We start from the raw sequence: 14,246 nt of genomic DNA, 5'->3' as shown, positions 1-14,246 counted from the left end.
AAAAACCTGCGTTGGTAACATTAAGTTGATAATAGCCCATCAATCTTTTTTGTGGGCCATAATACCATTCGGCAAAACGTAACGTGGTACCAATGGAGCCGCCAAAATTTTTGGTATCCTGCAGGCGGTCGTACCGTGGTACATTATTAGTGTTAGATAATTGAAAGTTTACAGAGTGCGTAATATTTTCGTTTTGTTTAAATAAAAATTTCTGGGTAATATCCCATTGTTTATATCCCGAAAATTTTTGCACCCTGTCATCGGAGTTTGTTATAACAGAATCTACGCCATTAACCCGATCAATGTATTGGCTTCTTCTTCCAAAATTGGGATACTTACTATTGTAATTGCTGCCAATTTTTAAATCGCCAAAATCGCTGTAATTATATGCCTGAAACCAGGCGAATTTTTTACCTCCAATACTAGCATCGGCATGAACTGTTTTTTCGTCATTTACACTGCTGTACCTGGTAAAGCCTGTGCCAGTTGTTAAAAATTTTTTATGGCCGGATAAAATTGGCACTTTTGTAATTAAATGAATGGTGCCTCCCAATGCATCGCTTCCATATACTGTTGACGATGGGCCGTACATTACTTCTACACGGCTTAAAGAATTTTGATCAGTTGTTATTACATTTTGCAAATGCCCTGATCTGTAAATGGCATTATTCATTCTTACGCCATCAATAACCAATAAAACCCTGCTTGCCTCAAAGCCACGCAGTACCGGACTGCTGCCACCCTGCTGACTTTTTTGAACAAAAACTTTTCCAGTATTAATTAATAAGTCGCCGGTATTTTGAGCATTATTTTGAGCAATTGTTTTAGAGGAAATGATGTCAATTTTTTGGGCAATATTTCTTTTCTTTTCTATAAAGTTGCTTGATGAAACCACCACTTCTTCCAGATCAACCTGTTTTTTTGAAGTATCAACAGCAGGCACAACAGGTTTTTGTGCCTGTAAATTTTGCAGCAGTAATAAAGCTGTTGCTGCTAAATATATTTTTTTCATTTATTTAGTTTTGATAAAAGAAGGAGCTGCTAATATTATATACAGCAGCAATACACTTATAAAATATAAGTGCAGGTTAAGTAAAGGGTAATAAAACTAAACGTTGGGGGGAGGCGTAAATACAGATAAAAATTGGCTTACAGCCTTTTCATTACGGTTGATATAAACTGGTGTATTATTTTTATCTGCAAATGTAATTACTGGTTCTTCATTTTTAGTGATGGCAGCGGTGAAAATAAACTTCAGCAGTAATTGATTAAGCGGCGCAGCGTCATCTTTTTTTTGATGCACTAAATTGGCAAATTCTTTTTTTAATTTATTTTCTTCATGATCGTATAAGCCGGTAAAGACTATTTTTTCGCCATCTATGGTGTAAGATTTTATGTCGAATAATTTTCCATCAATAATAATCTCTTTATTTTTTTTAAACCATTTTACATCAGCCTTGTTTAAAACAATGGTTTGCAAAACTGCACTCTCCAGCTTATCTTTCATTGCATGCTGTATTTGTTTTTGCTTAACGGTAAAACCTATAAAAAAAAATAGCGGCGCAGCCACCACAAGCAGCATTGCAAAAGCCATTATTTTTTTTCTGTTAAACATAAGCAGAGTACAAATCTAAATAAATTATTTTGATGGAGGTGGCGCCGGGCTTTTAGGCCGTTTTAAACTATCCTCGGGGTATTGTGCTTTCATACTGTCTCTTAAAGCCGTAGCCCAGTTGGTTAAACTTAACTTTTGCTGCTGGTTTAATGTAGCATTGCCATGCAAATAAGTATAAGATTCAAGCGGCATTTCCCCTTCTTCAACCTCTTTATTAATTTCCTCTAATTTTCTGTACTGCCTGCCAATTCTGTAAGAGGCAAATTCAGAAAAATTCAATTCAGCCTTAGCATCTTTTATATGATCGGCCAGCCACCAGGCTACTGGTTGAATATTATTATACCAGGGATATGCTGTGTTGTTGCTGTGGCAATCGTAGCAGCTTGTTTTAAGAATAGTCTGCACATCCTGCGGCACAGTATATTTCGTTGTAATATCATTTGTACTTATGCCTTCAGCTATATTTTTTGCAGGCCTGAAAAACTGGATCACTATAAATACCAGTAAAAGCAGTAAAAAAAATCTTTTAAAAAACTTTTTCATGGTTGGTTGTTATTAAAGGTTGGTTAAAATATCTCCGTTCATTTCTTTTGGTATAGGCAAACCCATCATGGTTAATATAGTTGGTGCAATATCTCCCAATTTACCATTTTTTATATTTCCTTTCCAATTATTATCAACAATAAAAAATGGCACCAAATTTAAAGTGTGTGCTGTGTTAGGTGTGCCGTCTTCATTTATTTCATAATCGGCATTGCCATGGTCTGCCAAAATAAAAATAGCATAATCTTTTTTTAATGCAGCCGTTACTACTTTTTCTACGCAGGTATCAACCGTTTCTACCGCTTTTATTACAGCATTCCACACGCCGGTGTGGCCCACCATATCTGCATTGGCAAAGTTGAGGCAAATAAAATCTGCCGGATCGTTTTCTATTTCTTTTACAATAGCATCAGTTACTTCATAAGCACTCATCTCCGGCTGTAAATCGTATGTGGCCACTTTAGGCGATTGCACCATAATGCGCCTTTCTCCCACAAATTCTTTTTCTCTGCCGCCGCTAAAAAAGAAACTTACATGCGGATATTTTTCTGTTTCGGCTATGCGTATTTGTGTTTTATTATTTTGTTCTAAAATTTCGCCTAAAGTATTTTTTAAATCATCGTTTTCAAAAACCACATGTACATTTTTGTAAGTATGGTCGTACTGTGTCATGGTGGTGTAATGCAAATTCAATTTCGTCATTCCAAAATCAGGGAAGTCAGTTTGCGTAATTACCTGAGTAATTTCCCTGCAACGGTCGGTCCTAAAATTAAAACAGATAACCACATCGCCATCTTTAATGGTGGGTGTTTGCAGTTGGGTGTTTATGATTGGTTTTATAAATTCATCCGTTACCTTTTCTTCATAAGATTTTTTTACAGCGGCTAAAATATTATCTGTTTTTTCTCCAATGCCATTCACCAAACCATCATAAGCCAATTTTACCCTTTCCCAGCGTTTGTCCCTGTCCATTGCATAATACCTTCCGGTAACAGTGGCAATTTTGCCTGTTGATTTTTCTAAATGATTTTGCAGATCAGTTAAAAATCCCAAACCACTTTTTGGGTCGGTATCCCTACCATCGGTAAAGGCATGTATCAAAACATTTTGCAAACCTTTTTGTGCACAAAGTGAGGTTAATGCTTTTAGATGATTAGTGTGAGAATGTACTCCACCATCACTAACCAAACCCATTAAATGCAATGGCTTATTATTTTGTTTGGCAAAATCAATAGCTTCCAGCAAGGTAGGATTAGTTGCAAATTCGCCGGTTTTTATAGCCACATTAATGCGTTGTAACTCCTGATAAACAATTCGACCGGCACCTAAATTTAAATGGCCCACTTCGCTGTTGCCCATTTGCCCTTCGGGCAGGCCTACCTCTTCGCCACAGGTAACCAATGTGTTATTAGGATATTTGTTGTAGAGCGAACTTACAAAAGGAGTTTTGGCATGTTGTATTGCATCGCTGCTTTTTACCTTACCCAGGCCCCATCCATCCATTATTATCAGTATAACTTTCTTATCTTCCATTTGGTAAAACTAAAATATTTGCAACTAATTACCTTGTATTTGCAACAAATACGTATAAAACTTACTGACATCCAGGCTGCTTTAACACAGCTTGGCACAGTTTTAGCAAAATGCATAGTAACCTAAAATACCTATAAATGAAACGATTTTTTACATTCCTTGGAGCTGCAGTTATTCTATCATCTTTTACGCTTTTTACAAGTATAGATGAGGTGGTAACAGCTATGAAAAATGGCGATGCTGTACAAATTGCCCGTTTTTTTGACAATACTGTTGAAATAACCATGCCTGATAAAAGCAATAATTACAGTAAAAATCAGGCTGAAGTTGTTTTAAAAGATTTTTTTAGTACGAACGGAATAAAAGGTTTTGATGTGATACATAAAGGCGAAAATGCAGGTTCGCAATACTGTATTGGAACGCTGGTTACAAAAAACGGTTCGTTTAGAACTACAGTTTTTATGAAACAAAAAGGCGACAAACAGCTCTTGCAGGAGATAAGATTTGAAAACAGATAATTTTCTATGGAGAATTATATATAAACCCCGGAATTTTTTTCCGGGGTTTTCTTTTTATGTTTGCCCTTAGCTTTGTAATTATGGATTATAATCAACAATTAGATATATTGATAAAAAATGCATTGCAGGAAGATATTGGCGATGGCGACCACTCTACATTATGCTGTATTGATGCCAGCGCAAAAGGGAAAGCAGTTTTAAAAATTAAGCAAGATGGTATTTTAGCCGGAATGGAAGTTGCCGAAAAAATATTCAAGTATATGCAGCCGGATATTGTTTTTACTGCTTACAAAAAAGATGGTGATGCGATGCAGTTTGGCGATATTGCTTTTGATGTGGAAGCAAAAGTGCATACCATTTTACAATGCGAAAGATTAGTGCTTAACAGTATGCAGCGCATGAGTGGTATTGCCACATTAACCAAACAGTATGTTGATAAATTAAAACCCTTTAAAACAAAATTATTAGATACCCGTAAAACAACACCCAATTTTCGACTTCTGGAAAAAGAAGCCGTAAAAATTGGAGGCGGTGTAAACCATCGCTTTGGCCTGTACGATATGATTATGCTTAAAGATAATCATATTGATTATTGCGGTGGTATCGAAAAAGCCATTGAAAAGGCGTACGCTTATGTGCAGCTAAAAAAGCCCGGTTTAAAAATAGAAGTGGAAACAAGAACTATTGAAGATGTAAAAAAAGTAATGGCTGTTGGAAAAGTAAATCGCATAATGCTGGATAATTTTACACCGGAATTAATTACCGAAGCATTAAAAATTATTAACGGTAAATACGAAACAGAAGCCAGCGGCGGAATTAATTTAGATAATATTGAAATGTTTGCGGCTACAGGTGTGGATTATATCAGCAGCGGTGCAGTAATTCATCAGGCAAAAAGTTTAGATTTAAGTTTAAAGGCAAAAATTATTTAAGTAATATTTTCAGGTTAGAATATGAACAAAAAGAAAATCACTTTAAATTCTTTAGGAGGATTAGTTTACTCCACCAACCCCGATTTTAAATTGGAAGAAACCATTAATGAAGTAACAGAAACCTTACTGCCTTCTCAACAAAAATTAAAAATATTGTTAGATAAAAAACAGCGGGCCGGTAAAAAAGTTACTTTAATTGAAGGCTTTATTGGCAGCCAGTCTGATTTAGAAGAGCTGGGAAAAAAATTAAAATCATTTTGCGGCACAGGCGGCTCGGTAAAAGACGGTGAAATAATTATTCAGGGCGATAACAAAGATAAAGTGCTGCAATGGTTGCAGAAAAATGGCTATTTGTCATCTAAAAAAGTATAATTATTTTTTGGATGAATAAAATAATTTGGATGGTGATTGTTCTCTTATTATTAGGAGGTGTAATTGCAGCTGTTTTAAAATCCTGCGAAGGCTTTTCTAAAATGGCTTCTTAAATTTTTTCTTCATTTATAAAATAGCTCAATGCGCCACTGGGGCATTTTTTTACCTGCTCCATAATTTGTTCGGTACTTGCTTTATTCATTTCTATCCATGGTGTACGGCGGGGATCAAATACCTGGGGCAAACCTTTAAAACATATTGCTGAGTGAATACAAATTTCAGGTTTCCAAACTACCGTAACATCTCCATTGGTGTACTTATGTGTTTTTAGCGGCATATAAAATATTTTATTTAACAACAAATCAAGGGTAATTTACAAAAAAAGGCAAATTTTATTGTTATTTTTACAGCAAACTCAAAACATGGTTTCTAAAATATCTGAAGGTGTAAAAATTAGTGTGGAAACATACTATCAGCCAGATTACAGTAATCCTGTAAATAGTGAGTTTATGTTTGCTTATAAAATTACTATTGAAAATAACAATACTTTTCCTGTAAAATTATTAAGCCGTCATTGGTATATTTACGACAGTAACAGCAGCATAAGAGAAGTGGAAGGCGAAGGTGTGGTGGGTGTGCAACCACAAATTAATCCCGGTGAATTTTATCAATACATTAGCGGCTGCAATTTAAGAACAGAGATTGGTAAAATGCACGGCACCTATCTTATGGAGAACATAAACAATAAAAAAACTTTTACTGTTGTAATCCCTTCATTTCAAATGAGTACCCCTTTTAAGCTAAATTAACGTTCTTTGTGTTGTTTTTACACGTACCTTTAAGTGTAAATCAGAGAAAATGCAGCTGGAGTTTTTATAAAACTTTCCTATAATTTCCATTCTCATTTTTTAATAAATAAAACCCGTTGGTAAACCCTGAACTTTATCAACCCGATAATTTGCTATGTCAAAAATCACATTTTCAAACCGCAACAACGAATTTTATCAGAGCCTGAAAGTTTCTGTGGATGAATATTTTGAAAAAAATAAGATAAAAAAAACTGGCGACTGGAGGTTATTTAGTAAAACTATTATTTTAATTGGCGCTGCAATAACTATGTATTGTTTGCTGATGTTTGTTAATATGAGTGTGTTGCCTGCTTTGTTATTATGTGCTGCTTTAGGTTTTGTATTTTCATCCATTGGTTTTAGTGTAATGCATGATGCTAACCATGGCAGTTACAGTACAAAACCCATGCTTAACGATTTATTGGGATTAAGTGCAAACGCATTAGGGGCAAGTTCTTTTTTCTGGAAACAAAAACATAACATTATCCATCACACTTACACTAATGTTGATGGTATTGATGATGATATTGCTAAAAGCCCCATCATTCGTCAATGCGAATCGCAAAAGTGGGTACCTGCTCATAAAGTGCAGCATCTATATTTACTGCCAGTATATGCTTTGTCTTCTATTTTTTGGTTGTTCTTTATGGATTTTACAAAATACTTTACTCGTAAAATTTATACCACCGAAGCATGGAAAATGACGGCAAAAAATAAAGCTATTTTTTGGGCAACTAAAATCGGCTACTTAACTTTTTACATTGTGCTGCCTATTGTTAAATGGGGTTTCCTGCCATGGTTAGGAGGATTTTTGTTATTGCATGCGGTAATGGGTTTAACACTTTCTCTTGTATTTCAACTGGCTCACGTGGTGGAGAACACTGAGTTTGAAACTATAGCATTGGATGAAACCAAACATATTGAAACAGCATGGGCCGAACACCAGATAAGAACCACAGCTAATTTTGCAATGGGTAATAAAGTTATTTCGTGGTTTGTTGGTGGCTTAAATTACCAGATAGAGCACCATTTATTTCCAAGAGTAAGCCATGTGCATTATCCGGCTATCAGCAAAATAGTTATGCAAAAATGTTCAGAGTATAATTTACCTTATAATAAATACGATACCATGTGGGAGGCTTTAGGATCGCATTTTAGAGTGATGAAATTTTTAGGTAAAAGGCCTTTGGTTTTAGAGCAGCAGGTGGCGGCGTAAAAGTCCTTATCTCCTAGCACAGCATCCTTCGGAAAAGGGGAAATGTGGAAGATTATGGGGATTAGTTATTTTAAAGTAGGCTGAGTTTGTGTTTAAGCTGATTTTCTCTCAATTAATCTCTTAATATTTTTTCTATTTCTAATTTGTATTCTGCGTTTTCGCTCATTCCATTATGGCTTTGCCCATTTAAAATTATTAGAGTATCCTCCTTTTTAAATAGTTCCTTAAGTTTTAAAGAAGATTGGTAATAAATAACTTCGTCTGCATTTCCATGAAAGATTAATACCGGCATTTTACACTCCTTAATAAATTTATTGGTTTCAAAATTGTATTTTAAAATAAATGCTGGTACTAATTTGTAATTGTGCTGCATCATATCTTTCAGGCTGTAATATGGAGCTTGTAATATTAATAATTTTGAATTATTGACTGATGCAAGTTTTGTGGCAGGGCCAGTTCCAATTGAATATCCTAATATAACAATCTTATTTTCAGGATATTTATTTTTTAGGTTATCATATACAAATTGCACATCACCATAAAATTGTTTTTCATTTTTAATTTCACCATCGCTTTTTCCATAGCCTCTATAATCTACCATGAAAAGATCATAATTTAAGTCGGTGTATGTTTTTGCAATTTGCCCCCAGGATTTTAAAGAGCCTGCATTACCATGTAAATAAAAAATTAATCCTTTTGAGGAGTCTGACTTAAATAAAATTCCGTTTAAAGATTTATTATCGGCTGTATTAAAATTTAATTCCTCAAAATTTTGAGTGAACTTATATTTATAATTTTTGGCCAGTTTTTCAGGGAAAAAAATTAATTTTTCCTGAAAGAAATACAGCAAAACACAAATAAGAATATACAGGACTGCTATAATTTTAAAAATATTTAGAATTATTTTTTTCATTGAGAATGTGATCTGAAATAATACTACGGTTTATACTTCGCTTCCTGAAAAATTGTATCAGCATCTGTACCCATTAATTTTTGCAGAGTAATTTCCGGATTTTTTTGCATGTATTTTTTTACAATTTGCCAGCCGGCAAAGGAGCCAATATTTCCTGGTGATGCATCCCCCAGTTCCTGTGTTTTAGGCGATTCCCCAATGTAATTCTTTATAATATTTTCATCCACGGTTTGCAGTAAATTATTTTGTACAAATAGATCCCAAATTATTTTTTCGTTTTCATAGGCACTTTTAAGCTGGTTGTTTTTATAGCCAATTAATTTGTATTCATCTGCATGGGGTAAAATTTTGCTTAAAATATATAAGCGTTTTCCTTTCTCTACCATTTGCTGCACTAAAGATCTGTCTTCTAATTTTTCGGGATAAATATCAAGTACAATATTTTTTAAATTATTTACTGCAATATAATCCGGCCCAAAACGGTTAGTGATGTACTCAGGATATGTTTGCTGCACCTGTTCTGATTTGTACAATGAAAAATCTTTTCCCAGGTGAAGATGTAAACCAACAAAGATGGCATCGTCAGCAATAATATCACCAAAGCCATCAAGAGGGCCTATGTAAGTAATAATTTTATCGGGCACCCTGTAATTAGGGAAATAATATTTTACAAACTGCAATCCCTTTTTTATTTCCGATTCATACGGCGAGAAATCTTTAAATACAAGCATAGCTGTATCATAAACATTGCGGTGCTGATTGATAAAAAGCTTTACATAAGCAGCAGTGCTGTCGATGCTCCATTTAGGATCGGCACCTAAAATTGTAGATAAAAAATTTTCGCCAAAGGATGGATATTCAGCAATAAGCTTGTCTAAACTGGCTGTAAAATTTACAGAGTCCAATGTAAATAAATCTTTTTCGAACCGCTGAGTGCTTAATTCAATTTTTACATTGGATACATCAGGGATTTTATCGCCACTGTTGCAGGAAAAAACTAAAATACTTATAAATAACAAACCAAATAATATCCGCATTGTTGAATAATTTAACTTTACAAAATAAAGGAATCATTTTAATAACAAAACATAAAATTCTCCGCCAGTCAGCGGATCAGAGGCATGAAAATATTTTTAGCACAGCAAAATTATCACATAGGCAACTTTGAAAGTAATACACAAAAAATTATTTGCGCTATTGATGAAGCAAAAAAACAGGGCGGCGACTTAATTGTATTCAGTGAATTAAGTGTTTGCGGCTATGCGCCAAAAGATTTTTTAGAGTTTGAAGATTTTATCAGCAAGTGTTATGCAGCCATTGATGAAATAAAACAACATGCCGATACCATTGGTGTATTGATTGGTGCACCCGACAGAAACCCGGTACGTGAAGGAAAAGATTTGTTCAACGGTGCTTATTTGTTATTTGAAAAACAAATAAAAGCCGTTGCTCATAAAACCTGTTTACCCAATTATGATGTGTTTGATGAATACCGCTATTTTGAACCGGCTTACGACTGGAAGGTAATGGAGTTTAAAGAAAAAAAACTGGCCGTAACAATTTGTGAAGATATCTGGAACCTGGGCAATAACCCCATGTACCGCATTTGCCCCATGGATGAATTGATGAAACAGCAACCCGATGTAATGATAAATTTATCAGCATCGCCATTTGATTACACACACGATGAAGACCGTAAAGCAACCATTAAAGCTAATGTTGTAAAATACAAACTGCCTTTATTTTATTGCAATGCTGTGGGCAGCCAAACCGAAATTGTTTTTGATGGTGCTTCTTATGCGTTTGATAAAAATGCCAATCTGTGTGGAAGCTTACCTATGTTTCAATCTTCGTTGCAATCTTTTATTTTAAATGATGATGGCACAATTGATGCACCAATTATAGAACCTGCCAGCCGTGTGCCTGATAAAGAATTAAATCCTGCTGGCTTAGAAGAAAATTTAAATATTGCTATGGTACATGATGCTATTGTGATGGGGATTAAAGATTATTTTACCAAGATGGGTTTTACCAAAGCTATATTAGGCAGCAGCGGAGGCATTGACAGTGCAGTAACTTTAGCACTGGCTTGCGAAGCATTAGGTGCGGAAAACGTAAGAGCGGTTTTAATGCCGTCAGAATATTCTACCGGGCATAGTGTAAGCGACGCCAAACAGTTAAGTAAAAATTTAAACAATCCTTATGATATTGTACCCATAAAAAATATTTACGATAGTTTTTTGCAGGAATTAAAACCCATTTTTAAAGACCTTCCTTTTAGCATTGCCGAAGAAAATATACAAAGTCGTACAAGAGGAAATTTATTGATGGCGTTGGCTAATAAATTTAGCTACATCTTATTAAATACGTCCAATAAAAGCGAACTTGCAACAGGCTACGGAACACTGTATGGCGATATGGCTGGAGGCCTGGGTGTATTGGGAGATTGTTATAAAATGCAGGTGTATGCGCTGGCAAAATATATTAATCGTAACAAAGAAGTTATTCCCAACAACATTATTACAAAAGCACCCAGTGCAGAATTAAGGCCGGGGCAAAAAGATTCTGACTCTTTACCCGATTACAGTATTTTGGATAAAATTTTATTTCAATACATTGAAAGAACACAAGGTCCCAACGAAATTAAAGCGCAGGGTTTTGATGCAGCACTGGTTGACCGTGTTTTAAAAATGGTAAATATTAATGAATATAAGCGCAACCAGTTTTGCCCTATTATACGTATTTCGCCAAAGGCATTTGGTGTGGGGAGGAGAGTGCCGATTGTGGGGAAATATTTGAGTTAAAACAACGGCGACTTTCTGTCCAATAATTTCTCAACCAACTCTTTATTTTCTCTTCTAAGCCTTTTTGCTTGAGAATAATACACAATCGTTAATATAGGAGAAACAATTACAAAGATTCCTAAAAAAAGTAAAACAATTAGTTCTCCTCCACCAGGCATTGAAAAAAGCAAAATATTATTTGTCATATGATTTGTATTATGAATTAAATATACAAACTTTATCACAATCACACCTTCTCCACCACCACTGCCGTACCATAAGCCAGCACTTCGGTAACGCCGTTCATAACTTCATTAGCATCGTAACGCATATTAATAATAGCGTTTGCGCCACGTTCGTTAGCATGCTGCAGCATTAATTGAAAAGCCTCTTCCCTTGTTTTTTCACACAGTTCAACATAAATAGAAATTTTACCGCCTAATAAAGTTTGAAAGCCGCCGGCTATATTACCCAGCAGGCTGCGGCTACGTACGGTAATGCCACGTACTATGCCTAAATGTTTGGAAATGCGGTAACCTTCCAATAGATTTGAAGTAGTAATTAATTGCTGATCTACCATACAAAAAGTTTTCTTAAAGATAATTGGATTTTAACAGATTTTTGCCCCGCTTATCAAGATGGCAAAATTTTTGTTAAGGGGAGAGTACGTAAATTGTGCCCCTATCAGCCCCATCCTATCCTTCCCCGAGGGGGAAGAGAAATGGAGAAGATTGTAGCGAAGAAAAAAATATGATTGTTAATTAAATGGGTTCTGTGGGAGATTAAGAGATTTTAAAATACAAGTTTTGTAAATTCCCATAGGGGATGAGTTGTTTTGCAAAACATAATAAGTAAAACACAATAAATAAAACATCATTAAAGCTCAATAAAGAAATATTGTACAAGAGTGCGACGCCAATGAAGATGAAAAATGCGATATGGCACGGCTCCAAAAAAAAGAATATATGTTACAAACCGCCGAAGACATCCGTTTGCTGAACGAAAAAATAAATCATGCAGCCGGATTTGTTACCAGAATTAATGACGAATTAAGCAAAGTAATTGTTGGCCAGCAGGGAATGATTGAACGCCTGCTGATTGGCCTTTTAAGTAATGGTCACGTTTTGCTGGAAGGTGTACCCGGCCTTGCAAAAACGCTTGCTATAAAATCGCTTTCGCAAACGGTGCATGCAGCTTTCAGCCGTATTCAATTTACGCCGGATCTGTTACCCGCCGATGTGGTAGGAACGATGATATACAACCAGGCAAAAAATGAATTCATGGTGCGTAAAGGGCCGATATTTTCTAATTTTATTTTAGCAGATGAAATAAACAGGGCACCGGCAAAAGTGCAAAGCGCTTTATTAGAAGCTATGCAGGAACGGCAGGTAACCATTGGCGATACCACCTACAAATTGCCCGAACCATTTTTGGTTTTGGCTACTCAAAATCCTATTGAGCAGGAAGGTACTTATCCTTTACCGGAAGCACAGGTGGACAGATTTATGCTTAAAGTAATTGTGGGGTATCCTTCTAAATCAGAAGAACAAATGATCATTCGGCAGAATACATTGGGATTAAGTTTTCCTCCGATAAACCCCGTTGCCTCTACCAGCGAAATATTAACTGCGAAGGAATTGGTACGGCAAGTTTACCTGGATGAAAAAGTAGAAAACTATATTTTAGATATTGTTTTTGCAACACGTTTTCCGGATAAATATAATTTGCCAAAATTAAAACCATTGATAGGTTTTGGAGGCAGCCCGAGAGCCAGTATTAATTTGGCACTGGCATCAAAAGCTTATGCCTTTTTAAATAAACGTGGTTATGTAATTCCTGAAGATGTGCGACATATTTGTAAAGATGTATTGCGACATAGAATTGGATTAACTTATGAGGCCGAAGCAGAAAATGTAAATGTGGAACAGATAATTGATGAGATATTGAGGGTGGTGAATGTGCCATAAAAACCCCTAAATCCCCAAAGGGGACTTGCAAAGAGTAAAATGATTTGAGCAACTTTTAATACTTCGCTTGTTTAAAAAGAAAAAAGATATAAAAACTGATACTGACCAAAGCCCATTTAAAGGGATTGGGGGCGCTATGACTACAGAAGAAATTTTGCGTAAGGTTAGAGAACTGGAAATTAAAAGCAAAAAAATAACTACGCATTTATTTTCAGGGGAGTATCATTCTGCCTTTAAAGGAAAGGGGATGAGCTTTAGAGAAGTAAGAGAATATTATGCAGGCGATGATGTACGTTTTATAGACTGGAATGTAAGTGCAAGATTTGGCAGTACGTTTACTAAAGTATTTGAAGAAGAGAGAGAGCTTACGGTGATGTTATTAATAGATACCAGCGCCAGCAATTTATTTGGTACTGTTACCCGGCAAAAAAAAGATTTGATAGTGGAAATGGCTTCGGTAATTACGTTTAGTGCGGTGAGCAATAATGATAAAGTAGGCGTAATTTTCTTTAGCGATAAAATTGATAAATACATTCCGCCCAAAAAGGGCCGGCAGCATGCTTTATATATTGTAAGAGAATTATTGACCGTGGAAGCAACAAAAAAAGGCACTAACCTTGATGAAGCAATAAAATATTTCACCACTTCGGTTAAGCAAAAAAGCATAGCTTTTTTATTGAGCGATTTTTTAGATACCGGATATGATAATGACCTGAAAGTAATTGGTAACAAGCATGATGTTATCGGTATTAGAGTGTACGATAAAATGGACATGCAATTGCCCGACGCAGGATTAATACAGGTACAGGATGCCGAGAGCGAAAAAAGCAAATGGATAGACAGCAGCAATGCATTGGTGCGTTACAATTATCAGCAGCATTTTATGGAGCAAAGCGAAATTTGTAAAAATCATTTTAAAAAAGCGGGAGCAGAATTGCTGCATGTACGTACAGATGATGATTATGTAAAAATATTACAGCAGTTTTTTATTAAACGAAATTAGATG

The 14,246-nt window shown here is 35.4% G+C and carries 17 protein-coding genes; 8 read left to right on the top strand and 9 right to left on the bottom strand.

Annotated features, from left to right (window positions below):
- The 4 genes from ACY651_RS14935 to gpmI all read right to left on the bottom strand — a co-directional run.
- Window positions 1–1,012: TonB-dependent receptor plug domain-containing protein (locus tag ACY651_RS14935; protein ID WP_462254149.1), on the bottom strand; the 1,012-nt coding region annotated here is incomplete at its 3' end.
- Between the two features lie 96 nt (window positions 1,013–1,108).
- Entirely contained in the window at window positions 1,109–1,594 is a 486-nt protein-coding gene (locus ACY651_RS14930; RefSeq protein ID WP_462254147.1) for a hypothetical protein, read from the bottom strand.
- Window positions 1,595–1,639: 45 nt separating this feature from the next.
- Entirely contained in the window at window positions 1,640–2,158 is a 519-nt protein-coding gene (locus ACY651_RS14925; protein WP_462254145.1) for a heme-binding domain-containing protein, read from the bottom strand.
- 12 nt (window positions 2,159–2,170) lie between these two features.
- Window positions 2,171–3,691: a 2,3-bisphosphoglycerate-independent phosphoglycerate mutase gene (gene gpmI, locus ACY651_RS14920; RefSeq protein WP_462254143.1), complete on the bottom strand. Its 1,521-nt coding sequence runs from the start codon at window positions 3,689–3,691 to the stop codon at window positions 2,171–2,173.
- Window positions 3,692–3,828: 137 nt separating this feature from the next.
- Here gpmI and ACY651_RS14915 point away from each other — a divergent pair, with 137 nt between their 5' ends.
- The 3 genes from ACY651_RS14915 to ACY651_RS14905 all read left to right on the top strand — a co-directional run bounded on the left by ACY651_RS14915 (window position 3,829) and on the right by ACY651_RS14905 (window position 5,513).
- A complete protein-coding gene (locus tag ACY651_RS14915; RefSeq protein WP_462254141.1) occupies window positions 3,829–4,209 on the top strand; it encodes a DUF4783 domain-containing protein in 381 nt (126 codons plus the stop codon).
- An 80-nt stretch (window positions 4,210–4,289) separates the two neighbouring features.
- Window positions 4,290–5,141: a carboxylating nicotinate-nucleotide diphosphorylase gene (nadC, locus tag ACY651_RS14910; protein ID WP_462254139.1), complete on the top strand. Its 852-nt coding sequence runs from the start codon at window positions 4,290–4,292 to the stop codon at window positions 5,139–5,141.
- Window positions 5,142–5,162: 21 nt separating this feature from the next.
- A complete protein-coding gene (locus tag ACY651_RS14905; protein WP_462254137.1) occupies window positions 5,163–5,513 on the top strand; it encodes a translation initiation factor in 351 nt (116 codons plus the stop codon).
- 109 nt (window positions 5,514–5,622) lie between these two features.
- Here the strand turns inward: ACY651_RS14905 and ACY651_RS14900 are convergent, their stop codons facing one another.
- On the bottom strand, window positions 5,623–5,850 hold the full coding sequence (locus ACY651_RS14900; RefSeq protein ID WP_462254135.1) for a (4Fe-4S)-binding protein: 228 nt from the start codon (window positions 5,848–5,850) through the stop codon (window positions 5,623–5,625).
- Window positions 5,851–5,935: 85 nt separating this feature from the next.
- Between ACY651_RS14900 and apaG the strand changes: the two genes are divergently transcribed.
- Together apaG and ACY651_RS14890 are read left to right on the top strand one after the other, a co-directional pair.
- Window positions 5,936–6,322 carry a Co2+/Mg2+ efflux protein ApaG gene (apaG, locus tag ACY651_RS14895; protein ID WP_462219992.1) on the top strand — a complete coding sequence of 129 codons (387 nt, stop codon included), beginning with the start codon at window positions 5,936–5,938 and terminating at the stop codon, window positions 6,320–6,322.
- Between the two features lie 154 nt (window positions 6,323–6,476).
- Window positions 6,477–7,577 carry a fatty acid desaturase family protein gene (locus ACY651_RS14890; RefSeq protein WP_462254133.1) on the top strand — a complete coding sequence of 367 codons (1,101 nt, stop codon included), beginning with the start codon at window positions 6,477–6,479 and terminating at the stop codon, window positions 7,575–7,577.
- 112 nt (window positions 7,578–7,689) lie between these two features.
- Here the strand turns inward: ACY651_RS14890 and ACY651_RS14885 are convergent, their stop codons facing one another.
- Window positions 7,690–8,490: an alpha/beta hydrolase gene (locus ACY651_RS14885; protein ID WP_462254131.1), complete on the bottom strand. Its 801-nt coding sequence runs from the start codon at window positions 8,488–8,490 to the stop codon at window positions 7,690–7,692.
- A 23-nt stretch (window positions 8,491–8,513) separates the two neighbouring features.
- On the bottom strand, window positions 8,514–9,527 hold the full coding sequence (gene gldB / locus ACY651_RS14880; protein WP_462254128.1) for a gliding motility lipoprotein GldB: 1,014 nt from the start codon (window positions 9,525–9,527) through the stop codon (window positions 8,514–8,516).
- An 84-nt stretch (window positions 9,528–9,611) separates the two neighbouring features.
- On the opposite strand from gldB, the gene ACY651_RS14875 reads away from it, so the two are divergent.
- Window positions 9,612–11,294 (top strand): NAD+ synthase, encoded by a 1,683-nt coding sequence (locus ACY651_RS14875; protein WP_462254126.1) that lies wholly within the window; start codon window positions 9,612–9,614, stop codon window positions 11,292–11,294.
- Here ACY651_RS14875 and ACY651_RS14870 read toward each other — a convergent pair.
- Complete coding sequence (locus tag ACY651_RS14870; RefSeq protein ID WP_462254124.1) at window positions 11,291–11,479, bottom strand: hypothetical protein; 189 nt, start codon at window positions 11,477–11,479, stop codon at window positions 11,291–11,293. The two genes, ACY651_RS14875 and ACY651_RS14870, sit on opposite strands and share 4 nt — an antisense overlap.
- Before the next feature lie 41 nt (window positions 11,480–11,520).
- A complete protein-coding gene (locus ACY651_RS14865; RefSeq protein ID WP_462254122.1) occupies window positions 11,521–11,853 on the bottom strand; it encodes a YbjQ family protein in 333 nt (110 codons plus the stop codon).
- Window positions 11,854–12,211: 358 nt separating this feature from the next.
- Here ACY651_RS14865 and ACY651_RS14860 point away from each other — a divergent pair, with 358 nt between their 5' ends.
- Window positions 12,212–13,240, top strand: coding sequence for an AAA family ATPase (locus tag ACY651_RS14860; protein ID WP_462254120.1), 1,029 nt, complete (start codon window positions 12,212–12,214; stop codon window positions 13,238–13,240).
- Between the two features lie 67 nt (window positions 13,241–13,307).
- A complete protein-coding gene (locus tag ACY651_RS14855; protein WP_462219999.1) occupies window positions 13,308–14,243 on the top strand; it encodes a DUF58 domain-containing protein in 936 nt (311 codons plus the stop codon).
- The last annotated feature ends 3 nt before the right edge of the window (window positions 14,244–14,246 follow it).

Origin of the sequence: Ferruginibacter sp. (assembly GCF_031391665.1) — a bacterium.
Classification (GTDB): Bacteria; Bacteroidota; Bacteroidia; order Chitinophagales; family Chitinophagaceae; genus Ferruginibacter.
The sequence above is the reverse complement of the archived record's forward strand: the minus strand, read 5'-3'. Positions and strand labels throughout refer to the sequence as shown.

What these genes read in the sequence shown, in the direction of transcription:
- ACY651_RS14915 (WP_462254141.1), top strand. Translation starts at nt 3,829, where the DNA reads ATGAAACGATTTTTTACATTCCTTGGAGCTGCAGTTATTCTATCATCT.
- ACY651_RS14860 (WP_462254120.1), top strand. Translation starts at nt 12,212, where the DNA reads ATGGCACGGCTCCAAAAAAAAGAATATATGTTACAAACCGCCGAAGAC.
- ACY651_RS14905 (WP_462254137.1), top strand. Translation starts at nt 5,163, where the DNA reads ATGAACAAAAAGAAAATCACTTTAAATTCTTTAGGAGGATTAGTTTAC.
- ACY651_RS14870 (WP_462254124.1), bottom strand. Translation starts at nt 11,479, where the DNA reads ATGACAAATAATATTTTGCTTTTTTCAATGCCTGGTGGAGGAGAACTA.
- ACY651_RS14865 (WP_462254122.1), bottom strand. Translation starts at nt 11,853, where the DNA reads ATGGTAGATCAGCAATTAATTACTACTTCAAATCTATTGGAAGGTTAC.
- ACY651_RS14885 (WP_462254131.1), bottom strand. Translation starts at nt 8,490, where the DNA reads ATGAAAAAAATAATTCTAAATATTTTTAAAATTATAGCAGTCCTGTAT.
- ACY651_RS14875 (WP_462254126.1), top strand. Translation starts at nt 9,612, where the DNA reads ATGAAAATATTTTTAGCACAGCAAAATTATCACATAGGCAACTTTGAA.
- ACY651_RS14925 (WP_462254145.1), bottom strand. Translation starts at nt 2,158, where the DNA reads ATGAAAAAGTTTTTTAAAAGATTTTTTTTACTGCTTTTACTGGTATTT.
- gldB (WP_462254128.1), bottom strand. Translation starts at nt 9,527, where the DNA reads ATGCGGATATTATTTGGTTTGTTATTTATAAGTATTTTAGTTTTTTCC.
- ACY651_RS14900 (WP_462254135.1), bottom strand. Translation starts at nt 5,850, where the DNA reads ATGCCGCTAAAAACACATAAGTACACCAATGGAGATGTTACGGTAGTT.
- gpmI (WP_462254143.1), bottom strand. Translation starts at nt 3,691, where the DNA reads ATGGAAGATAAGAAAGTTATACTGATAATAATGGATGGATGGGGCCTG.
- ACY651_RS14930 (WP_462254147.1), bottom strand. Translation starts at nt 1,594, where the DNA reads ATGGCTTTTGCAATGCTGCTTGTGGTGGCTGCGCCGCTATTTTTTTTT.
- nadC (WP_462254139.1), top strand. Translation starts at nt 4,290, where the DNA reads ATGGATTATAATCAACAATTAGATATATTGATAAAAAATGCATTGCAG.
- ACY651_RS14890 (WP_462254133.1), top strand. Translation starts at nt 6,477, where the DNA reads ATGTCAAAAATCACATTTTCAAACCGCAACAACGAATTTTATCAGAGC.
- apaG (WP_462219992.1), top strand. Translation starts at nt 5,936, where the DNA reads ATGGTTTCTAAAATATCTGAAGGTGTAAAAATTAGTGTGGAAACATAC.